We start from the raw sequence: 22,697 nt of genomic DNA on the forward strand, positions 1-22,697 counted from the left end.
TCTATATTTTACAATTTGGAATCATGTGTTTAGCTTTATAAAACTTATCAAAAGCCTTCATATCATTTAACCATGGAGAGATAGTTTCCAGATTACGTTTATTAATATTTTTTGATGCTAATAGCCTTGGTGAAGAATAATTTTTCTGCTGAATTTTTTGATTATATTGTTGTACAAACATAAGCTTTAAGCATAATCCTCGAATGCCATTATTACCAAAATATGAATACTCAGAATATTTATTTAAGACATCTTTCATTTCTTTATGTTCACCATTCCAAGTGTAAAATGAACTTAATCCATTCAGATCGTTAATGTATATCTGATCATTAATGGGGTTTAACTCCAGCCCTTCTTTTAAAATAATACTGTTTATTTCCACTTCATCAGATAAGTCCATCCAAAAAAAAGAAGCCATGACTTCTTCTGAAAATCTTGTTCTGGCTTGCTCTGTATCCTTAGGATATACTATAAAAAAATAATACAATCCTAGAAAAATAATAAAACCTAGTATAATAGAAAGTAATCTCCAAAAATTAGTACCTTTTATAATATTCATAACAAGCCATTCATTTTATTTAATATCTTGCGAGTGAACTTTACTCTATGTTTTAGATGAAATCAAAAAATAATGAAACAATCTATAAAACAAAAAATATCTGTATCTTTCTAAATTATATTGTGCTCTTTCATTATCAAAAAGAGCACATTCTAAATATGAATTACCGTAACCAACCCTTATGTTTTATATAAGCTAAAGGAAGGATTGCGGCAGCTAGAGTCAGAATCATAGAATATAAAAAACCATGTTCCCAAGATAACTCAGGCATTACAGCAAAGTTCATTCCATAAAATGTACCTACCAATGTTGGTGGTAAAAACACAGCAGTAATAATGGTAAAGACCTTAACAATCTGGTTTTGTTTAATATTCATAATGTTGGTGACCGCATTTTGCAGATATCGTACTTTTTCATACTCAAATGAGGCATATTCCTTAACTTCGGCAACATCACCAGCGAGTTCAGAGACTAAAATCTGAAGTTCTACTTCACTGATGTTATCTACTTCGCCATTTAGATATCGTACTACTCGCATTAAAGAAAGTTGTGACTCCAAACATCTGGATATCAGCTCTTCTCTCTGATTTAAATTAAAAATTGTTTCTAATAGATCCTGTACACCTAACTCTTTACCATCTTCTCCACGACCTTCCGAGATCTGAAAAATCTCGTCTGATGTTTCTTTTAATCCTTCGGCAATACAATCTATTACATTATCCGTATTATCGTTTGCGATTTGGAGTAATACACGCAATGTTGATCGAGGTGTCTCATGATAAGAAGCTTTTCTGTTTAAACGACGTAAAGCACTTTCAAAGGGTCTGAAATTTTCAGTAGAGTTAATCGTTATTAATACTTTATCACCCAAAATAAATAATACTTTCCCAAAAGTAGGATGGCATTCTGCACTTAGGGTTAATAATTCGGATCTAATATAGTGATAATCATCAATTTCAACTTCTCCCGTATTACTATTAGCAATATCTATGGAAAAGGTTTCTGTTAATAGTTTCAGCTCATCTGCCGTGGGTAGATGCACTTGAACCCAGACTAGGTTTTGATCAATATCTAGTGGTAATCCTTGTAGCATAGCTAATGTATTACCTGATTTTACGTAACTAGTGATCATGTTTGCTCCTGAGTAATGAATGAGCTAAATAAATCTATTTGCTGGTATGTGAAACAGAAGTGGAAGATGAGCGAGTTTCTTGTTCACTTGGTTGGATATAGTGAACAATGATCATAATCGTAACAATAATCGCATAAAGCATTGATACTGCTAAAATAATCTCATTTTCCATACTATTGAGAAATGCAGGTTTTTTACGCTGTTTTTTCATTTAGCACTCCAAGAAATTTAAGGTAAAAAGGTATTTGTAAGGAATACAAATCCAACAGAAAAAAATGCATCGTCATGACTCGAAATTTGATTGCCATAGCTTGCATCTAATTGAACAAAGTCTTTATAGATCATGTATTTAAATCCAGCTTGGTAAAAAGAGTCATTTCGGTCATTACCATAGACTTCGGCAGTGAGCGTTAATGGTTGGGCCAGTTGTGTTTCTGTTCCAATTCCCCACGTGGTTTGATTTTTATGGGTGGTATTTTCTCGTAACCAGCCGAGATTAAGGTGGACTAAGAATTTGTCTTCTAGCGTTGAAATACTCAAAGGTACATTTACGGACCAATCTTTCTGTGAAGAATCTTTGGTATTCATTTGAGTTCCAAATGAAAATCCAATTCCCCAATCATTGGTTTGTAGCGGTTTTAATAAGGTTTTACCTTGTAAAGTTGCATAGCTGGCATGTTCAGTGTCATCGTTTACCCTGCCCAAACCTACAGCAAACTCAAAATTGCCACCAAAATTACAAGCAGGTACTGCCCAATATTCTTTACTGTCAGGATTATGTTGCACCCATGTTTCTAATTGGCAAGTTTGTGGAGAAACAAGAGCTGCATCATCAACAGCCATAGGCCGCCCACTATGGCTAGAAGTAGAAAAAGCCAACAAGCAAAAACTAGAAATAAGTGATCTTTTCTTTAGGGTATATAACACTGGCATCACTCCCATAAAAAAAGAGCGCATGCAAGAACTTGCAACCAATCATGATGAAATCATGGGTTGATAATAGAAATTAAAAGAGAGGAAATATAAAAAAAACCTCTTCTTGTATCCACAAGAAGAGGTCTGTAAGGACTTCAGGGGATACTTAGACTATTACCGATCGACTAGTGTCACTCGAGCAAGTACTCACAATGAAGCTCCTGAAAAATTCGTTGGCCGGATTCTAAAACTGTCGTAAATAAATATCAAGTTAAAATTTAGTGACAATCTAAACCACATAAAAAATGCTTATTTTTGCTGAGTAAGATGCTGAGTTACTGCATTAAAAAATAAACTTTTTTCATTATCAAGTTGAGCGGATGGCATTGCAGTTTCCCATGTACTCCATTGCATCATTACAATCTTGTCTTTAGGGTTAATAGCTAACATTTGTCCAAAGATGCCTAGCCCCCAAAAAGTTGCATCAGAATTTTGAGTAGTTAAAGGCGACCCTTTTTTTGCATGTGAATTCCACCATTGAAAACCATAGATCCCGTTCGGATAGTTTTCAGATACAGAACCTTTCGCTTGATTCCATTCGGTTGCTTGCGCCGTCCAACCTTCGGGTAGCATTTTGTCTCCATTAGAAACGCGCCCGTCATTCAATATAAATTGTCCGAAACGTGCGTAATCACGCAAAGTTGCATTAAACCCATGACCACCCATGTCAACTTGATTGCGGGTATAGGACTGCCAAACACCTTCTCGCTCCATACCTACTCGTTTCCAGATAGTATCTTCAAGATATTTAGCAATATTCTGATGCGTTGCTGCTTCTAAGACTTTACCCACTAGATATGCCCCACCAGTGCTATATGACCATACCTTTCCTGGTTCATATTTAGCTTTCAAATTTTTCACATTTTTATAGACACAAGCATCTGGATCCTTGGCTGCCTCACAGTAAGTCATTTTTGCAAAATCTGAAGTTGGATCTTTATAATTTTCATTCCACTCAACACCCGAGGTGTGTTGTAAAAGTTGTTTTAATGACACTTTTTCCCAAGCAGTTCCTTTCAAATCAGGTAAATATTGAATGATGGGGTCATCTACCGATTTGATTTTACCTTGTTGAATAGCGACCCCTATCAGCGTTGCTACAATAGATTTTGCAACTGAACGTGAGGTCCATAGCGTTGTATCATTATTGCCTTGCCCATAGTATTCATAAGCAATTTTACCGTCTTTTAATACAATTAGACCTGCCACACTTTGGCTTTTTAAGTAATCATTTAAATTATAGTTTTTCCCATCTACCGAGTAATGGATATCCTTATTTTTTATGCTGTTCTTAAGTTTTGGTAGCGCAAGCACGTTTTTCTTGTCAGGGTGAAAAACACTGCCATCATAACTACGGAATGTATTTCGAAAGCCAATTACTCTTTGCTGTTGTGTCCATGTCAACATATCGTGTGGATCAGGTAATTTTTTATCTACGGTGGTTGGACAGTCTTTTAGTTCTAACTGCTGACAGCTATATTCAGCACAAGCGACACTACTGACGAATAGACCTGTGAATAGTAAGCTAATTTTTGTAATCTTCATCTCTTTTTTCCCTTAGTAGAGCTTAATTTGAGTGACTAAACCGACAATCACATTGCTGTTGAAGGTTTTTCCTGTAGAACGGTAGTAGTTATCTGGGTTCCAGATGTATTGTACGAATGGGCTTAAAGTTAGACGTTTGTAATTAATATCGGTATCTAAAGAAAGAAATGAGGTTGTTTTATTATCATTACCATTAATTTTTTGGGTCATTAAAACATAGTCATCATTGAGTTTAGATTGACCAAATTTCACACCTAAATGATTTTTACCTTGATTAATTTTATAGCTTAAACCAAGCTCCCAATAATTTTTATAAGGTTGGTTTTTCCCATCAATATACGAGTAAGCACCAAATACAGTTGGAATATTTTGATTGCTAAAATCATGATTAAATCTAAAGTTTAAACCATCTGTACCATTATATTTTTCTTGTGTATATATATTAATATATTCAGAATTATTATAAAAATATAATAACTCTGCTTTACTATTTTTATCTTTATATCCCACACCATATACTTGGCTGTAACCTAGTTGATGATGAAAGGAGAAATCTAATCCTTTCTTCTTATAAACATAATCATCTGTGTTTACTTCAAAAACTCCTGCATGCATGTAGATATTGTCTGAAAAATTATATTTAGCATAGCCGCCCCAATACGCATAGTTAGTCGGCAATGAACCCATTGCCCCTTTAATCGGGTCAGTACACAACAAGATATTTTGGCAATTGTTATAGAGGAAATATCTTCTTAAGTTGGTACGTCCAATAGAAGTATATAATTTCTTATTGCTCCAATACTTATCCCAAGTCAGCAAACTAAGTTGGGATGAAGCCAAATCATTGGCAGCAATTGCGCCTCCGACATAACTTCCGACTCCACCAAACCAATTGTTTGAGGTATTTAATTGTGCATCATCATTTAAGCCATTAAATACATATTGTGCCTTTAAAACACCTAAATCATAATTTTCATTCGCTAATTTAATGTCGGTATTTAGAAATAAACCTGCTGAGTTAGTAAAATTATCATCTACCGCACTTTCTTGGCTATACATCGCTAAATCAATAAAATTAGCTGTGAACTTAAAATTGTCTTTTAGACTAATTTCTGCATTTGTACTTATGCTATATAAAAGCACGAGTATACCTATACATCCTTGTTTAGATATATACATAGAATCCTTTCCTTTAAAATAATTAATCATCTCTTTAGTTTTATGCTTTTATAATTAAAAACTTATCAAGATGATTATTTCTTAGCTCGACTCAATATTTATTTAGCTGAATAATTTTAGGCTTACTCACCCATTTCAACCTTATTTGTTAAATCTGATTTCAACATAATTATATTGTTCCGACTTGTGCATTAATGACATTAATCTTGTCTAAAAATGACATACCATGCTTCAACACTTAGGCTATTAAATAATCAAAAAATTATTGAAATCCGAACAAAAAACACTCCACCACTCTCTCCCGTTCAATTGCCACATCTGAGCCTAAAAGCTGAATAATTGCGCCTTCAATCAGATATAAAAATAGCTTTGCATCCTGAAAAGTCGCATCAGTTTTGAGTGCTCTAAGCTGGCTATAAATTTCATTAATGAGCCACGTTCTATATCTCACTGCGTTTTGATAGGCTTTTGGATAGGTCAGTTTCGTTTCAAAAATAGCTTTAAATAATAAATAGTAAAGTCCCTCTACATCGGTGTGTAAGAAATAAAGCTTTTTAAGTTTATTGGTCACGCTTGTGTCTTGGTCGTACCCAACAATTGAAATCACTTTTTCTTTTAAACGTTCTTTTTGCACAATTAGGCAGATTTCAATAAATCGTTCTTTTGAATGAAAATAGTTATAAAAAGTCGCTTTGGTAACTTCACACTCTTTCACAATTCTGTCGATTCCCACGGTATGAAAGCAGTGATGGTGAAATAAATGAATCGACTTATTGATGACGTGTATGGCGCGGGAAGAAAGCACTAAATTTGGCATAGTTTTACCGTTATAAATTCTTGTTGTTTCTAAATGAGATACTTTTTTGGGAGAAAAAAAGGCACAGCAAAGCCCGTAAGACTGTGCGTGGCACATCTCAAGTTTTATTGTTGATTAAGTTTTAAGACGAAGTAATTTAAAGCCTGAACACCTTACGGCGATCAAACTGCTTTAAAAGTTTAAGTAGTGTCGTTATAGCTTTTGGCGTTGAGAGCCAAGAAATAATGGATGTGCAAAGCCAACTCCTTTTTATTGGGAGTTCTGCCAAAACATTATAAATTATGGTGGCAGAACGAAAGAGGGTTGACGGACTGGTCATAGAGCCAGCACACCCGAAGGTGTCCCCCTCCCGTTCCACCGTAGAGGGGGCACGAGGGGCTAAACACTAAAAGTAAAAACCTTTAATGCTTCTATGATACGGTCCGTCAAAACCGACTGGCGATGTAGGCCAGCAGACAAAGGATAGTGCCCAACCCTTTTACAGTCAAGCACGCAAAATGACATTTGCTTTAAAATAGATCATTAAAAAGTAAGGATAAATAATTAAAATTTATTGTTAAAGTGGGGTTTATAAAACTTCTATCAATCAAAGCTCTATCGAGGTCTTAAGAGATACAACTTGCAAAAAATTATCTATGATAATATTTTAGAGTAATTACTCTAAAATGAGATTTAATAATGAAAATTACAAGAATTGGTTCGTATCACTGGATGCAAACTACAAATGGTCAGCTCAGCTTTAAAAATAAAATTAAGTTAATTCAAAAAATTATGCTGCCTAGTGTTATGGCCTCTATAAAAATAAATTACTTTCGGTTCAAAACTTCCAACGATTTTGATATGGATCAGATCGTAATACCAGATACTCAAATGGTTAAAGCTGCACTTGATGAACTAGAAGCTAAAGCAGATATATCTATCTACAATCATTCATGGCGAACTTATTTCTGGGGAGGCGCCTTAGGTAATATACAAAAGCAGCAATTTGATCATGAGTCACTTTTAATAGCCTCACTTTTTCATGATATTGGATTAACTGAGCAACATATTCATAGTAAAGGTTGTAACTGTTTTACCTATGAGAGTGCTAAACATTTTGAGCAAAAGGCTAAAGAACATAGCTTTGATGAAAAGAAAAGTGAAGTTATTAAAGATGCTATCTGCTTACATATGAACGGCTATATAGATCATTCTGACCCAGCAGAAATTACACTATTACAGCAAGGCGCATCCTGTGATGTGATTAGTGACGGTCTCTATCAACTCCCCTTATCTTTTAAAAATGAAATTTTAGAAAAATATCCTAGAAAACAATTTAATAAAGAATTTATTGAGCTTATTGATTTAGAAAGTAAGAATGTACCAAATTCTCGAACTAGCTTATTAAATAGTCTTGGGTTACCGCTCATGATTAAGTTGAATACATTTAAAGAGTAGAAATAATATTTATAAAGTATTTACACTAAGTATTGAAACATCCTAAATTGGAATTAAAAAAATCCCCACAAAGGAGGATTTTTTAATTTTTAATTCTGTTTGACGGGTTCAAATTGTCGAATATTTGGATCATACGGTACTCGGGTAACACCTTTGTTACTGATAACAAAGCTCATTAGATCCTGTCCTAATAAGAATTTACCTTTATAGTTTTCACTTACTCTCGAAAGAATTTCTTTCTCACTCGCTCTGCCAATATTGCCTTTGCTATATAAAGAAATGTGTGAAATTACCGCATCTTTAGGTTTAGTTTCATTGAGTACTTGACCTAGTTTTTCAGTATTTGCAAGATATGAATAGAAGTGCTGAACATATTCTGGATGAGCTTTTTCAAGTTCACGACTACCAATCGATAAACTGTGCACGAGTAAATCAGCACCTTTGGCTTGTTGAACCAAATTTGAAGAATAAGTGGTATCTCCAGATAACACGACTGAATGTCCTGCGTAATCTACACGGAATCCGTAAGCTGGTTCTACATGTCCATGATCTACGAGAAATGAAGTGACTTTTACACCATCCTTGTTATAAACGACTCCTCCCTTTTCTGGTAAAAAGTGATCACTGATTTTAGTAGCTGGCTCGTTTGTTTCCCCACCTTTTAAGCGGATTTCATTATTAGCTGTGAAAGCTTTTTCAATGCCGCGTGCAAAATTATCGATTCCAACAGGTCCATAAATTGAAATTGGAGCTTTACTACGACCATCGTCAGTCGGTAACGGAGCTGACGCATATAAATCAGGGAAGCCAGTTAAATGGTCTGAGTGCATATGTGTAAAGAAAATAGAGTTAATATCTCTTAAAGGCACTTGAATTTGGTGAAGACGAATAACTGCACCACGACCCACATCAAATAATAACTTTTGATTGCCAGCCTCAACTAAAGTACTCATACCAAATCTATTGATATTAACAATCGGGGTTCCTGTTCCGAGTAGAGTGACTTTCATTTCACCCTCAGGTGCTGCATGAACCAGTCCCATACCAAATAGCATGGTAGTACTTAAGCCGATTGCTAAACGAAAACTTCCATTTTTCATACGAAAATCCATCATGTAAGTAGTTGAAATATCGATCACTATCTTCGATAATCAACTTATAGTATGGATTTAATATTTTTTATATCCGGATATTCCAAATTTGTATCCAATACGACAAATGATTGCCTTTCTTAGTTACTAAGTTTGTTTAATAAAAAAATCAATATAAGGTAGATCTCTTATATTTAGAGTTCTGCCAACATATCTTAAATTTAATAAATATAAATTAATTAGGCATTTACAACGTATTGATCTAGATTTTTTAATGCAAAATCAATGACCTGAGAAAGCTCTTCTTTAGAATATCCATCTCTTGCTTGAACCGATAATCCATGCAGAACAAGTGCGTAATATTGCCCTAAGGTTTTAGGGTCAGCCTCTGCTACCAATTGACCGTCTGATTTTGCTTGAACAAATCGATCGACTAGACTTTGGGCCCGTGCAATACGCTGCGTTTTCATCCAATCTAAAACAGCTTGGTTTTCTTCACCTAACACGCTCGCTGCCGACACGACCATACATCCATACGAATGGTTGGCTTGCGTGTAAAGTGCTAGCGCATCTTCAAATAATTGACTGATTGCATCCTTAATATTTTTTTGTTTTAAAGCGTTTAAGGCAAAGTTACCTTCATTTTTTTCATAGTGATTTACAGCCTCTCTAAACAAAGCCTCTTTAGAGCCAAATGCTTTATAAATTCGAGCAGATGCAATCCCTAAAACTTCAACTAAATCTGACATGGATGTGCCTTCATAGCCGTGAAGCCAGAAGAAATCTCTCGCCTTTACGAGGGCTTCTTCTCGATCAAACTCTCTTGGTCTGCCAGCCATAATGACCCTTTATCAAATTTAGTACCTCTTTTTATTATTATTCGAAAAAAATATTTTCACAAATAAATCAATGAGATTTATTCAAAATAGTCTCGCTTTGTTTTGATTTTCAAATAAAAAGTTGTTTTTTTCAAAAATTAAGCCTATTGTTTGTCGATCGACAACTAATTAGGTTTTATTATGAAAACGATCAAAGGCCCAAGTATTCACCTTGCTCAATTCAGTGATGACATTTCCCCTTTTAACCGTCTAAAAGATATTGCTGCTTGGGTATCAGGCCAAGGCTTTGAAGCGGTACAGCTTCCTGCTTGGGATAAGCGTTTATTTGATGTCAATTTGGCAGCAGAAAGCCAAGATTATTGCGATGAAATATTAGGTACTTTAAAAAATCATGGTTTAAAAATTAGTGAGTTAACGACGCATATCTTTGGGCAGTTAATGGCTGTGCATCCTGCTTATGACTCAATGTGCGATAACTTTGCCCCATCTCATTTACATGGTAATTCAGCAGCCAGAACCGAGTGGGCAAAACAACAAATGCTCGCTTCAATTCAGGCATCTGCCCGCTTAGGTCTTAAAGACATGGGGACATTTTCAGGCTCTTTGGCATGGCCTTATGTATTTCCATTTCCTCAAAGACCGTTAGGACTCATCGAAACGGCGTTTGATGAATTGGCGCGTCGTTGGCTTCCTATTTTGAATGCTTGTGATGAACAAGACGTCAACCTTTGCTATGAGATCCACCCTGGTGAAGATTTGCACGATGGCATTACATTTGAAATGTTTTTAGAGCGGACTCACAACCATCCACGTTGCCATATTCTTTTTGACCCAAGCCATTTTGTTTTGCAACAACTGAACTATCTGGAATATCTCGATATCTATAAAGATTTCATTCGCATGTTTCATGTTAAAGATGCCGAATTTAACCCAACAGGCCGCCAAGGAATGTATAGCGGCTATCAAAGTTGGGGAAATCGAGCGGGCCGATTCCGTTCTACGGGTGATGGTCAAGTTGACTTTAAAGCGATTTTTTCAAAGTTAGCACATTACGACTACGAAGGCTGGGCCACATTAGAGTGGGAATGCTGTCTTAAAAATAAGGATGATGGCGCACGTGAAGGTGCCGAATTTATTAAGCAAAATATTATTCATGTCACCGATAAAGTGTTTGATGACTTTGCTGCTGCCCCTGTAAATCAGACACAAATTAATCAGTTATTAGGGATTTAAGGAATCTTAAGAGATCAACATGAAAACTCAATTATTCAATGAAAACCCACATAACGAATTCGATCATCATTATATTCACATCGAGAGCAAAAAATTACACTATGTCACCCTAGGTGAAGGCCCAGCGGTATTACTGATTCCGGGCTGGCCGCAAACATGGTACGCGTGGCACAAAGTCATGATTGAATTGGCGCAAAAAGGTTATCGAGCAATCGCAATTGATTTACCCGGAACCGGAAATTCAGCTCCACTGGATGGAAGTTACGATACGGGGCGTATTGCTAAAATTTTATCAATGCTCATGACTCAACTTGAATATCCAACATATTCGGTTGTTGGTCATGACATTGGTATGTGGGTTGCCTATGCGCTTGCATCTGACTTTCCCGAGTCAGTGACTCGTCTTGCGGTAACAGAAGCTGTGATTCCCGGGTTAGCGCCCGCACCTCCTATTTTTGTTGAGCCGAGTGAAAACATTTTTCTTTGGCATTTCATGTTTAACCAAACCCTAGATTTACCCGAAGCTTTAATCGCGGGCCGTGAAGATACTTATTTAAATTATATGTTTGATAAATGGTCATGGCATAAACATAGAGTTGCGACTGAAACTTATATTGAAGCCTATAAAATTCCGGGTCGTTTAACGGCGGGTTTTAATTATTACCGCTCTATTCCAGAGACCATACGTCAAAACAAAATTAGAGAAACTAAAAGTTTAGACATGCCAGTTTTAGCCATTGGTGCTGAACATGCCACAGATAATGCACCTTATGAAACCATGAAAAAGGTTTCACCGCATTTAACCAGTGCGATTGTCAAAGACTGTGGCCATTTCATTATGGAAGAACAGTCAGAAATATTTAGCTCACTCATTTTAGACTTTTTACAGCAGGAAGAACGCTATGCCTCTACTTGCTGAAATTGAAAGTTGGCTTAAATCTAGACCAACCACACAAGGTGCAAACTCGTTACAAGCGTTAAGAGAACAAGTTAATAAGGACATTATTGATCAGCAAGGCATTGAGCAAGATGCAAGCTATCAACAAAGTTTTCATGTTGCTGTTTCAGATGGCGCGAAAATCGAAGTCCGCGTTTATATTCCCTATTCTCTAGAAAACACTGAGCAACGGCCCGCTTTAGTTTTTGCTCATGGTGGAGGTTGGTGTCTAGGAAGTTTAGACGCATGGGACCGCTCGTGTCGGTTGTTAGCAGAATCCGCTCAACAAGTTGTATTTTCTGTGGACTATCGTTTGGCACCAGAGTTTAAGTTCCCTACACCTTTAAATGATTTTTTTACGGCATTTCGTTATATCTACGAGAATGCTTCACAGTTTGGAATTAATCAAAACCGTATTGCTGTAGGTGGAGATAGTGCGGGCGCAAACATAACTGCCGCCACATGTTTAATGACAAAACAACATCCAGAAATTAAGGTGAGTCATCAACTCCTTTTTTACCCAGCCTTAGATGCCACGATGAGTAGCAAGTCTTATCACCAATATGCCGAAGGTTATGGTTTGGACTCATCCACAATGGTTTATTGCTGGGATCAATATGTGCAAGATGAAAGTGAAAAACAGAATGACCTTGTAAGCCCTTTACTTGCTCAGTCTTTAGATGGACTGCCTGATGCAACCATTTTTGTTTGCGAATATGACCCAGTTCGGGATGATGGTGAAAGGTATGCTCAAAAACTGTGGGATGCAGGTATTCAAGTAAACTTTCATTTGTTAGATGGAATGATTCATGGCGCTATTCACATGCTGGCAATTAGTCCTGAAAAGGTAAAATCTATTTATAGTAAAATTCATATGTAGATAGTTTTGTTTCCAGCATTTAAGCACATTAATTAGTCGGGCCACTCTTCAAAAATGTTTAATGGAGTGGCCCAATTTTCTATTAAGACACCGTAAACTTAACGCTATTATTTTGATAGATTGGCGTAATATCTTTACCATTTAAGGTCACTTTTTTATAGGTGCCTTGAACTTTTTTAGCCGATAACACCGTATATGTTCCTGCCGCTAAATTGTCTTTTGTGACAAGCTGCAATGTTCCATTTAGGGTAGCCGTATTTGCCACTTGAACGGCTGGAAGTACATTCGATTTGAAGGTGATGTTAAATGTTGTTCCTGCAAGTTGAGTTAGATTACCCTCAATGGTAACTGTTTTAGCTGAGTTGGTTTTTAATAAGCTATTTTCACGCATATAAATATCGCCTTGACCAGCACCATGCTCAGACAATATTTCCAAACCACCCTGTTTTAAATCAATACCGCCAGTAAACGAATTATTTCCTGTCAGCGCTAAAGTTCCTGTACCTGATTTGGTGAGTTTACCCGCACCCGTAATATCATTACTCCACTGATCATATTGATTAAAACCACCTAAACTCGCATCCATGGTCAGATTTACATCGCCATCGAAAGTGCCATAACCTGCACCAGCTTTAAACAAGTTTAAGCGGCCATAGCCTTCAACGTCATCCATGACCGGATAACCCGAAGCAAGCGCAGTCGATTTCAAAACCACACGGCGCTGATCGGCAGTTAAATAAGGAAGTCGAGTTTCTAATAACACCTCTGCTCCTTTAGGCACCGTAGCTATTTTTGTTTTATCGCCAATCTGGTTAAAACCATAGGTCATCCAGTGATTCACCTGCTGTTTTAATTTTTCAAGATCGGCGAAACGGTCATTCGCGTCATAAGGTGTTTTCGCCAAACGATAAAATGATTCAAACGTTGAACTATTGGTCTCTTTCATGAGCTGCGTTTGAGCTTGTAGATAAGCTTCTTTTCGTTGCTCTACCGTCATGGCATTTAAGTTGGCAACATCTGCGGCAATCGACTGAAGTCGCCCACCAATCACGTCCATCGCTGAGTGCATGCCCGCGATAATACGTGAATCACCCAAATCTAAACCACGTGCAATCAGTTCCTGATAACGCTGAGGCACTAAATATGCCATCGCGATTGCATTTCGGCCAGCTTCGGCAGTGTGCCCACTTGGGAAGCCACCATCAGTTGTAGGTGTACTACTTTTTGCAGACTCTAAACTAGGTACTACAATAACCTCTGAACTCCAACGCCACGGACGAGCATATTTATAAAAACGCTTTGCCGACTCTGTTGATGAGTTATTCCCCATCGCTTGCACAAATTCAACGACTTTTCCGAAATTGGCATTTCCATCGGCTGTGGTTAGCCCACTATTATTGCCTTTATCATCGTATTTTACTTGTGTTGCATCGGCTGGCACCGAATTGATTGTGGTGGTTTGCCCAGTGAGTTTTCGCCACGGATCAGTTAATGCTCCCATCCCTGTCGTTACGCTATAACTTTTTCCACGTCTATCATCTAAATAGGCACGTATAGCTTCTTCTTCTGTACGTTTCTGTGTAGTCTGAATTGAATAATTAATGTTGTAGTTCAATACATCTACATTCTTTTTTGTACCGTCCGTACTGTCACCTGGTAAGCCTGTCCAGTTTGATTCAATTACCGCTGGAAAACCATCTCTTGCTTCAGCAGATTGGCCCGCATCTACAAATAAACTAGATGGCGTCCATACATCTAAAAAACCGCTCAGCACACGTACCCCAGCATTTGTTTCAACTGTGGCATATCTAGCATCACCACGTTGATTGGTCGCCCATGAATCTACAATGGTCGTGATATTTGATGGGACTGGAGCAGTATCTTCAAAGCCCACACCCTTAGGTGCTGCAGGTATTTCTTGATTTGCTGTCGAATTATCATCTGAGTTATTGCTGTCATTACAACCCGTAAAAAAGACCGAACAAGAAATAAGAGAAAGTAAAAGTGTATTTATTTTAAAGCTAGACATGATGTGACCCGTTTAATAAATATCCGTATCTTTCACCATTAATGTTTAGCTGTTATTACATATCTTAAATTAATTTAAACTTTTCTAAACAATATGGAACTCTTTTTACTTTCTATAACTCAACGCTTAAATAACTCTTTTGCTTATTTTTTGAATTGAGATAACTGTTTTAAAAAGTCATTTAAAGGCATTGGACGTCCCCATAAATAACCTTGAAACTCAGTGCATCCATTGTCTTTAAAAGCATTAAATTGTTCAGTCGTTTCAATGCCTTCTACTAACACTCGCAGGTTCAAATCTAGTCCAATTTTAATAATGCCAGTGACGAGTTTATTACTACGCTTATCCTCCAAAGCAGCCTGTACAAAGCTACGATCAATTTTGATTTGCTTAATCGGCATTTTTTGTAGATAGCTTAAAGATGAATAACCTGTACCAAAATCATCAAGAGAAAGTTGAATTCCATTTTTTGAAAGGAAATGCATTTTTTCGATCATGCTTACACAATTATTTAAAGCAATATTTTCAGTGATTTCTAAAATAAGACGAGATGGATTTATGCCGTATTGCATAACCAAATCAATCAAAGTTTGCTCAAAGGTGGGTTGCATAAAATGATCAGCACTAATATTGACTGAAAGCGTAAGATCTTTAGTCTCGGCTTTTTTACTCCAATCTTGTAAAACTTTGCAAGATTGAGCCAATACCCACTCCCCAATCTCTGGCATTAACCCATAAGTTTCAGCCGCAGGAATAAAGTCTTTTGTAGGAATATACCCTAAAGTAGGACAATGCCATCGGAGCAAGGCTTCCGCGCCAATCAGCTTTTCAGAAGCATTCATTTGCGGTTGATAAAAAAGCTCAAATTGTTCCTTTGCAAGAGCTAAGCGCAGGTCTTGCACCATGGTGTTTTCTGTTTGTATCTCTAATTGCATGGTGTAAATTGAAATACAAATCATGAGTGTGGCAGCACAGGTCGCAATCCATCCGCCATGATCCCGAATATCCTCAGGTAGTGGTATCGCACTCTCAAGATTAAAAGAGCTGCCACTAAAAAAGATAAAGCACCCGATCGACAATAAAATTAAAATGAATTGTAAAAAGCTTGGATCTCTACGGTAATTTAAATACCCCAATATCGCCCCAGCGGGTAAAAATAAATGAGCCACTTGCGGCCGATCAACTGTAGCTATATCAAAAAATAGGCAAAACACGACCGGAAACACCAGCAGAACGGCTTGTGAAAGGAGAATTCCTGCTGAAATACGGTTTATATAGATAAGAAAAAAGCTAAAAATGGAAATCAGTGTAAAAAAGATGTCCATAGACACAATCAACCACATTTGTGCAAATGCGAAATATAGAGTCCAAAACAAACAAAAAATGATGCAAATAAAAATATTGGCTTTTGCTGCGATTGTAAGCTGTTGGTCCTTTACAGCACGGTAATTTTTTTTGTGTTTTTTAAAGTAAGACGAAGCTAACATAAATAAATCAACCGTAAAATATTTCTTCATAAACCCCAATTTTGATCATTGATTTGCCTTATCAATATTCACCAATAAAACTTCATGTTTTATTCCTTGTTATTTATACGACTCATCCTGAGATCGGTGTTGTTTTTGTGGTGGTACAGTCTGGTTGTTTAATTGAACGATGTTGCTTATCCAACGCCTTATACTTTTAAAGGATCATCCCCTAACGATACATACCTCTACTAGGCTACACAAGGTTTGATTACCAACAGCGGTTAACTTATTTAATGAAAAATATCATTTAGCCACGGTAGATAGCTCAGTGTATATTATGCGCCTCGGCTTCTGGTTTATCTAATTCTTATATGAAGAATGCTTTTTCTGACAGCAAACAAATTAGGCAAGTGTCTAGTTTCTCTGAACTTGTAAATACAAAGTTTCAAGGAGATACAAATGCGATTTGTTGGTACAGAAATTTGGTGGGCGACTTTTCAGAAGTTGTGAATAAACTTGAGTTAAAAGAAAATATTACAGAAGTTTCCGTTGAAGACTTATTAGCGCTACAGCTTTCAGAAAAAGGTAATTTGGCTAGAGAAATTATTTTAGAAGATATGCAGCAGTTAACTGAATTTGGTGCCTCACCTGTACTTAATTTGCTTAAATATTATGAACGCGATGAAGACCTAGATTTCATTTCAACAGATGTATATTCATTTCATGTTGATCGCTCCCCCATTGAAACCGATACCTTCTTATGTACCTATCACGGCGCTGCTAGCGATATTGTGCCCAATCACCAAGTTGAACAAAAAGTTTTAATTCCGGAAATTCGAGAAAAACTAAAAGCGTTACATGACGGCCCAGAAAGTGAATTTGAAGACTTTTTGGCAGAGTATTTTTTTGATTTGCATTATCAGCCTAAACCCAATGCCCAACCTGTAAATTTAGGTACGGGACATATTTGGCGTTTAGCAGTAGATCATCCAACTCAAAAGGTTTTGCCTTGTGTTCATCGAGCGCCTGTTGAAAAAGATGGCGAGTATCGATTGCTGCTGATTTGTTAAATATATTGCCAATCTATGCCTGAAATGGCTTGAAGTCATTTTTATCCAATAAAAACTGGTTTAATAATCTCTTAAGATATTCCGAAAACGGATCAAATAAACTTGAATATCTATTAAAGCGAAAATAATGAAAAAATATGATTTAAAGTAGTTGACCCTCACGTAACGTAAGCCCCTAGCATAAAACACGCCTAAGGAAGAAGGAGCTAAAAAGATGCTGTTAAAAGTTGGTGAATTGGCTAAGCAAACAGGACTTACTGTCCGTGCCCTTCATCACTATGACGATATCGGTTTACTTCAGCCTTCGGTCCGTTCCGATGCTGGTTATCGACTATACACCCGTAAAGACATTACTCGTTTGCATCAGATTCAAGCATTACGAGGACTGGGAATGTCGTTAGCCGAAATCCATACGGTTCTTGAAGACCCCAATCTTGCACTTTTACCGATTATTGATCAGCAGATTCAAGCAATTGATCAAAGGCTGACAGAGCAAAAGAATTTGCGAAATCAGCTCAGCAAACTTAAATCTCAGATCATAAGTGGTGAGGAGCTTGGTTTGGAGGATTGGCTAAAAACACTGGAGCTTATAGCGATGTTTGAGAAATACTTTACAAAAGAAGAGCTTGAAAAACTGACTTTCTTACAAGCAGGCAGTAAAAGTCACCAAGAATGGCAAGAGTTAACTCAGTCAGCAAATGCACTGTTTAATGCTGGCGAACCATCTAACAGTGAAGCAGCTCAAAACTTAGCTCGAAAGTGGATGAAAACTCTTGAGCATAACACGCGAGCTAACCCTGAATGGTTAGTTAAACTAAATGCCATAAATTCGGCCGAGCCTGAATTTCAGGAAAAATTAGGTGTAACGCCAGAAGTGGTTGAGTTTTTACTTAAAGCTTTTTCTGAGAGTAAGCTGAGTATTTTTGCCCGTTATTTATCTGACGATGAGTTTGCTTTTCTAAAAGAAAATTACATTCGTGAGATGAAAAAATGGCCTCAATTATTAGTCGATATTGAAAAATTGATTGATGCCGAGGTCACACCAGATAGCGAAGGAGCAAAGCATTTGGCACAACAATGGCTCTCTATGCTACAAGGCTATGCTGGCAAAAACCCAAGTACTCAAGAAAAAATCCGTACAGCAATGCAAAATGAACCAAGCCTTGCTGACGGAACTTGGCTCAAACCAGTGACTCTACAATTTTTGGAAAAAGCAGTAGCAGCACTAATGCGTGGTGCTTAGTTCTATCAAAGCAGCTGGCTACACCATAATGTGGTGTAGCTTTTTAAAATACTCTATTCTGCGCTAAAAACGGGTTTTCTTTTTCTAAATTAAGGTTTTGATATTTATTTTATTTTTCACGATTAATATATAACATTCACACGAACCCAATCTTCATACTTGGTTGCCTGAACATTGGTACTCGATGTAATTACCCCATGAATAGGAATATTTTCTTTCATTCCTGTTGCGACTCTTGAATGTATTTTATCCGCCGTCCCTCCCCAAATTTGAGTGTGGCCCGCATCTTGGTACAGTACATATGCAACAGATGCTGGGCTGGTAGTAGATTTAAGTTCAAAGTTATTGTCTGAAGTTACAGCCAATTGATACGGCGTATTTTTGCTGCATTGGACAGATACATCTGTTCTTGCCGCAGCAACGGGTTGAGAACGTACAACTGAACCAAAATCTAAATTTCCCTCCGTTGAAACTTCACAGGTTTCTACAATGGTTAAACTGACCCTTAATGATGTAGATGCATTTCCAGCAACTGCGCTATCTATTGTCAGCATTCCCATAAGAGAAAATAAGGCGTATTGAATGACTTTCATGTCTTCTCCTTATCTTTTTGTTCTAATGACTATTCATCTTTATATTGTGTTTTTTCTGTTCCTATTAAAGAAACAGTTTCAGGATTGTTTAGTTATAAGACTTAATATTGCACAGTGTCAATCTATACTAATCACATGATTTGCATATTATTTTTGTAATTTGTGATGAATTACGCGCAATCTAACCAATTTAAAAAGTAGTGGATGTTTTTTATTTCTCCTAAGCGTAAATTTTGTCATTATTTATCAAACTGTATGCATTTTAATCACCCCACTACTTCTAAAAATTATCAGTAATTTATAATCTGCTTTTAAACCTTACTTAATCATTCTGTCCATTCTCGCAATTGCATAAAAAAACCGATCAAAATAATATTTCGGCAAATAGAATATAATTTTACATATTGTTTAGCTTATCAGTTCAATACTAAGAAAATTGTGAAGTTAAATTTAAAATGAATAATTCTAGCCTTTAAAACCATTTATTTTTAATTCGAGAAACCATTGATATGAAAAAATATTCATTATTAATTTTATTCAGCCTTTATTCGGTTCATTCATTTGCATCGGACAAACTACATGGCAGTGTTTGGAAAACCATTGATGATGCAACCAATCAACCTCGAGCGCTGGTAAGATTTAACCAAGATAAAAATGGCAACCTCTCTGCAAACATCGAAAAAATACTTGTTTCAAGTGAGGCTAACAAATGTACGATGTGTGAAGGTACCTACAAAAACAAATCTTTGATTGGCTTAACCATCGTCAAAAATTTAAAAAGTGTGGGTCAAAATAAATATGACAAAGGTTCTATCCTCGACCCACAGTCAGATAAGACCTATCGCTTTAGCCTAACAGTATCACCAGATGGTGAAAAACTTACTGCGCGTGGATACATTGGTATCTCTGCGATTGGTCGAAATCAAACGTGGTATCGAGTTAAATAGCTCATGAACTAGCATTAACCAACTTCTTATATCTACTTACCGATCATAATTACAGTCAATATGCGCATGATGCATGTAATAGTTTTTTATGATCGGTACTTAGCTTGAATCATTAGCATGATAATGACGAGTAGCGAAGGTATTGCAGCAATCACGAATAAATGGGTAATGACCAGAAATTGGGAAAGGTAGCCACCAAATAGCGGCCCAATGACCGAACCCAAACGGGCAATTCCGATACTCCAGCCCACCCCTGTAGTACGAAGTGAAACTGGGTAATAACTGGCAGACAGTGCATTAATGGCAGGTTGCCCACCAACAATGGCAAAGCCAGCAATAAAAATGATAATAAATAATAAAACAATATGGTTAACCGCATAGCCAATTAAAGCAACACTCATCACTGCAACCAAAAAAACAGGAATTAATACTTTATAAAATCCTGTCTTATCGATTTTAAGGCCCATCACAACACTACCAACCGTACCGCCTAATTGTAGAGTGGAACCGATCATCAATGCCTGATTTAGTGAGAGTCCTGATTCTTTGGCCAAAGTCGGTAACCAGTTTGCCAGAAAATATAGACTGATCATGTTTAAAATACTGATGATCCAGATGGAATAGGTAAAAAACGCGCGCTGATTTTTAAATAACTCAAGCGGCGACTTTTTAACCTCAACTTCAGTGTTATTGATGATTTTTATTTCTGAATTGAATGTTAATGCGGGATAAAACTTCTTTAACCAAAATAAAATCTTAGGAGTATTTTTATTATCTTCACTCAAAAAATATAAAGATTCTGGCAGCTTAAAGTATGTAATAAAGAAAATAATTAAAGGAACAATACCGCCAAAATAGAAAATTGCCTGCCAGCCTCCCCAAGGAACTAGTAAGGCGGATATACCGCCCCCTAACATTGCCCCTACCGTATAGCCACAAGAAATGACCATCATGGTAAAAATACGAGATTTGAATGGAACAATTTCGGAGCTATAAGCCATAACATTTGGCATGATCCCTCCTAAAAAAATTCCTGTAACAAAGCGGATTGCAGTCAATTGCTCAATATTGCCTACATGTGGTGTCACCAGCATCAATACCGAGAACATAAAAGTCGAGATCAGTAAGATGGGACGGCGGCCAAAACGATCAGAGAGTGAACTTAATAAAAATGATCCGACAAACAAACCAAATAAGCTGGCGCTAAACACAACTCCGAGCATGGTTTTTTGAACGCCCCAGTCTTCTATAATCATGGGAGCGGCGTAGGCCATGGACTGAATGTCATAGCCATCCATAATCATCAGTAATAAACAGGTGATCAGAATAAATTTTTGATAACGCCCAACTTTCTGCTGATTGATCAAATCACTTAATGCAACTTCTTTCATGGTATTCCCTTCTCCATGACATGCTTTAAATTAATCCATTTTAATTATGATATACGTAATCGATTTACGACTATCGTAAAAATAAAATAGCAATAATATGCCAACAAAGTCAAAATATTATTTTTTTATAATATAAACAAAAGGTTAGATCGGATAATTTAATTCTTTCGGAGTAATGAGTTCACCTTGTCGCACAGTGTCTATGGTCTGCTCATCTATCAAAAATCAAGCAAACCATACATCCTATTATTTAAATGATGATTAGATTCAAATAGATGGTTTAAAAAAGCAATCCAACACCTTTTCCCTCTCATCCACTTGATTTGAGTCTAAAAGCTGAATGATTGCGCCTTCAATCATATATAAGAACAGTTTGGCGTCTTGAAAAGTCGCATCGGTTTTTAGTTTTATAAGCTGGCTATAGATTTCATTAATCAGCCACGTTCTATATTTAATTGCTACTTGATAGGCTTTTGGATAAATCAGTTTCGTTTCAAAAATGGCTTTAAATAATAAAAAGTACAGCCCCTCTACATCGGTGTGTAAGAAATAAAGCTTTTTGAGTTTATTCCTAGCGTTGGGGCCTTGGTCGTACTCAGCAATTGAAACTACTTTTTCTTTTAGCCGTTCTTTTTGCACAATTAGGCAGATTTCAATAAACCGTTCTTTTGATTGAAAGAAGTTATAAAAAGTCGCTTTGGTAACTTCACACTCTTTCACGATACGGTCGACTCCAACCGTATGAAACCCACGGTGGTGAAATAAATTAATCGACTTATTGATGACGTGTATGGCACGAGGAGAAAGCACTAAATTTGGCATAGTTTTACCGTTATAAATTCTTGTTGTTTCTAAATGAGATACTTTTTCGGGAGAAAAAAAGGCACAGCAAAGCCCGTAAGACTGTGCGTGGCACATCTCAAGTTTTATTGTTGAGTAAGTTTTAAGACGAAGTAATTTAAAGCCTGAACACCTTACGGCGATCAAACTGCTTTAAAAGTTTAAGCTGTGTCGTTATAGCTTTTGGCATTGAGAGCCAAGAAATAATGGATGTGCAAAGCCAACTCCTTTTTATTGGGAGTTCTGCCAAAACATTAGAATTATGGTGGCAGAACGAAGGGGGTTCGCGGACTGGCCTTAAGACTCCAGCACACCCAAAGGTGTCCCCCTCCGTTCCGCCATAGAGGGGGCACGAGGGTGTACACACTAAAAGTTTAAAACTTTTAATGCCCTTAAGGGACGGTCCGCGACGACCGACTGGCAATGTGGCCAGCAGGCAAAGGATAAGCTTCACATTTATTGCAGTCAAGCACACAAAATGCCATTTGTTT

21 protein-coding genes are annotated in these 22,697 nt (G+C 36.8%); 7 read left to right on the forward strand and 14 right to left on the reverse strand.

All coding sequences use genetic code 11. From position 1 onward, the window contains the following. Window position 1: 1 nt before the first annotated feature. The 7 genes from AWW73_RS06725 to AWW73_RS06750 form a co-directional block, all read right to left on the reverse strand. The gene (locus tag AWW73_RS06725) at window positions 2–559 is read right to left on the reverse strand and encodes a hypothetical protein (RefSeq protein ID WP_062849181.1); all 558 of its coding nucleotides are present in this window, start codon (window positions 557–559) and stop codon (window positions 2–4) included. Between the two features lie 163 nt (window positions 560–722). Further along, window positions 723–1,691 (reverse strand): CorA family divalent cation transporter, encoded by a 969-nt coding sequence (locus AWW73_RS06730; protein ID WP_016144805.1) that lies wholly within the window; start codon window positions 1,689–1,691, stop codon window positions 723–725. Between the two features lie 34 nt (window positions 1,692–1,725). After that, the gene (locus AWW73_RS18915) at window positions 1,726–1,902 is read right to left on the reverse strand and encodes a hypothetical protein (protein WP_016144804.1); all 177 of its coding nucleotides are present in this window, start codon (window positions 1,900–1,902) and stop codon (window positions 1,726–1,728) included. A 17-nt stretch (window positions 1,903–1,919) separates the two neighbouring features. Then, window positions 1,920–2,624 carry a hypothetical protein gene (locus AWW73_RS06735; protein ID WP_057106069.1) on the reverse strand — a complete coding sequence of 235 codons (705 nt, stop codon included), beginning with the start codon at window positions 2,622–2,624 and terminating at the stop codon, window positions 1,920–1,922. A gap of 291 nt (window positions 2,625–2,915) precedes the next feature. Next, the gene (locus AWW73_RS06740) at window positions 2,916–4,211 is read right to left on the reverse strand and encodes a serine hydrolase domain-containing protein (RefSeq protein WP_062849182.1); all 1,296 of its coding nucleotides are present in this window, start codon (window positions 4,209–4,211) and stop codon (window positions 2,916–2,918) included. Between the two features lie 12 nt (window positions 4,212–4,223). Then, on the reverse strand, window positions 4,224–5,390 hold the full coding sequence (locus AWW73_RS06745; RefSeq protein WP_062849183.1) for a carbohydrate porin: 1,167 nt from the start codon (window positions 5,388–5,390) through the stop codon (window positions 4,224–4,226). A 262-nt stretch (window positions 5,391–5,652) separates the two neighbouring features. Further along, a complete protein-coding gene (locus tag AWW73_RS06750; RefSeq protein WP_062849184.1) occupies window positions 5,653–6,207 on the reverse strand; it encodes a TetR/AcrR family transcriptional regulator in 555 nt (184 codons plus the stop codon). Between the two features lie 678 nt (window positions 6,208–6,885). Between AWW73_RS06750 and AWW73_RS06755 the strand changes: the two genes are divergently transcribed. Next, the gene (locus AWW73_RS06755) at window positions 6,886–7,644 is read left to right on the forward strand and encodes an HD domain-containing protein (protein WP_062849185.1); all 759 of its coding nucleotides are present in this window, start codon (window positions 6,886–6,888) and stop codon (window positions 7,642–7,644) included. A gap of 89 nt (window positions 7,645–7,733) precedes the next feature. Here the strand turns inward: AWW73_RS06755 and AWW73_RS06760 are convergent, their stop codons facing one another. Next, window positions 7,734–8,744, reverse strand: coding sequence for an MBL fold metallo-hydrolase (locus AWW73_RS06760; RefSeq protein WP_062849186.1), 1,011 nt, complete (start codon window positions 8,742–8,744; stop codon window positions 7,734–7,736). A 230-nt stretch (window positions 8,745–8,974) separates the two neighbouring features. Beyond that, window positions 8,975–9,574 (reverse strand): TetR/AcrR family transcriptional regulator, encoded by a 600-nt coding sequence (locus AWW73_RS06765; protein WP_062849187.1) that lies wholly within the window; start codon window positions 9,572–9,574, stop codon window positions 8,975–8,977. Between the two features lie 180 nt (window positions 9,575–9,754). On the opposite strand from AWW73_RS06765, the gene AWW73_RS06770 reads away from it, so the two are divergent. From AWW73_RS06770 to AWW73_RS06780, 3 genes are read left to right on the forward strand one after another with little or no spacing between them, the layout of a single operon-like run. Beyond that, window positions 9,755–10,807: a sugar phosphate isomerase/epimerase family protein gene (locus AWW73_RS06770; protein WP_062849188.1), complete on the forward strand. Its 1,053-nt coding sequence runs from the start codon at window positions 9,755–9,757 to the stop codon at window positions 10,805–10,807. Between the two features lie 19 nt (window positions 10,808–10,826). Then, the gene (locus tag AWW73_RS06775; protein ID WP_062849189.1) at window positions 10,827–11,726 is read left to right on the forward strand and encodes an alpha/beta fold hydrolase; all 900 of its coding nucleotides are present in this window, start codon (window positions 10,827–10,829) and stop codon (window positions 11,724–11,726) included. Then, window positions 11,710–12,624, forward strand: a complete 915-nt coding sequence (locus AWW73_RS06780; protein WP_062849190.1) for an alpha/beta hydrolase — start codon at window positions 11,710–11,712, stop codon at window positions 12,622–12,624. Before AWW73_RS06775 ends, AWW73_RS06780 begins: the two co-directional genes overlap by 17 nt. Window positions 12,625–12,706: 82 nt before the next feature. On the opposite strand, the gene AWW73_RS06785 is transcribed toward AWW73_RS06780, so the two are convergent. Both AWW73_RS06785 and AWW73_RS06790 read right to left on the reverse strand, forming a co-directional pair. Then, window positions 12,707–14,653 (reverse strand): acid phosphatase, encoded by a 1,947-nt coding sequence (locus AWW73_RS06785; protein WP_062849191.1) that lies wholly within the window; start codon window positions 14,651–14,653, stop codon window positions 12,707–12,709. 143 nt (window positions 14,654–14,796) lie between these two features. Beyond that, window positions 14,797–16,170, reverse strand: coding sequence for an EAL domain-containing protein (locus AWW73_RS06790; RefSeq protein WP_062849192.1), 1,374 nt, complete (start codon window positions 16,168–16,170; stop codon window positions 14,797–14,799). A 323-nt stretch (window positions 16,171–16,493) separates the two neighbouring features. On the opposite strand from AWW73_RS06790, the gene AWW73_RS06795 reads away from it, so the two are divergent. Both AWW73_RS06795 and AWW73_RS06800 read left to right on the forward strand, forming a co-directional pair. Beyond that, the gene (locus AWW73_RS06795; protein ID WP_062849193.1) at window positions 16,494–17,192 is read left to right on the forward strand and encodes a DUF1826 domain-containing protein; all 699 of its coding nucleotides are present in this window, start codon (window positions 16,494–16,496) and stop codon (window positions 17,190–17,192) included. A gap of 214 nt (window positions 17,193–17,406) precedes the next feature. Beyond that, a complete protein-coding gene (locus tag AWW73_RS06800; protein WP_062849194.1) occupies window positions 17,407–18,435 on the forward strand; it encodes a MerR family transcriptional regulator in 1,029 nt (342 codons plus the stop codon). 122 nt (window positions 18,436–18,557) lie between these two features. On the opposite strand, the gene AWW73_RS06805 is transcribed toward AWW73_RS06800, so the two are convergent. Then, entirely contained in the window at window positions 18,558–19,028 is a 471-nt protein-coding gene (locus AWW73_RS06805) for a Csu type fimbrial protein (RefSeq protein ID WP_057106482.1), read from the reverse strand. A 509-nt stretch (window positions 19,029–19,537) separates the two neighbouring features. Here AWW73_RS06805 and AWW73_RS06810 point away from each other — a divergent pair. Next, window positions 19,538–19,975: a DUF2147 domain-containing protein gene (locus tag AWW73_RS06810; protein ID WP_062849195.1), complete on the forward strand. Its 438-nt coding sequence runs from the start codon at window positions 19,538–19,540 to the stop codon at window positions 19,973–19,975. Between the two features lie 86 nt (window positions 19,976–20,061). On the opposite strand, the gene AWW73_RS06815 is transcribed toward AWW73_RS06810, so the two are convergent. Next, window positions 20,062–21,366, reverse strand: a complete 1,305-nt coding sequence (locus tag AWW73_RS06815) for an MFS transporter (RefSeq protein ID WP_062849196.1) — start codon at window positions 21,364–21,366, stop codon at window positions 20,062–20,064. Between the two features lie 267 nt (window positions 21,367–21,633). Continuing rightward, complete coding sequence (locus tag AWW73_RS06820) at window positions 21,634–22,188, reverse strand: TetR/AcrR family transcriptional regulator (RefSeq protein ID WP_062849197.1); 555 nt, start codon at window positions 22,186–22,188, stop codon at window positions 21,634–21,636. Window positions 22,189–22,697: the final 509 nt, after the last annotated feature.

Source organism: Acinetobacter lactucae (assembly GCF_001605885.1).
Taxonomy (GTDB): Bacteria; Pseudomonadota; Gammaproteobacteria; order Pseudomonadales; family Moraxellaceae; genus Acinetobacter; species Acinetobacter lactucae.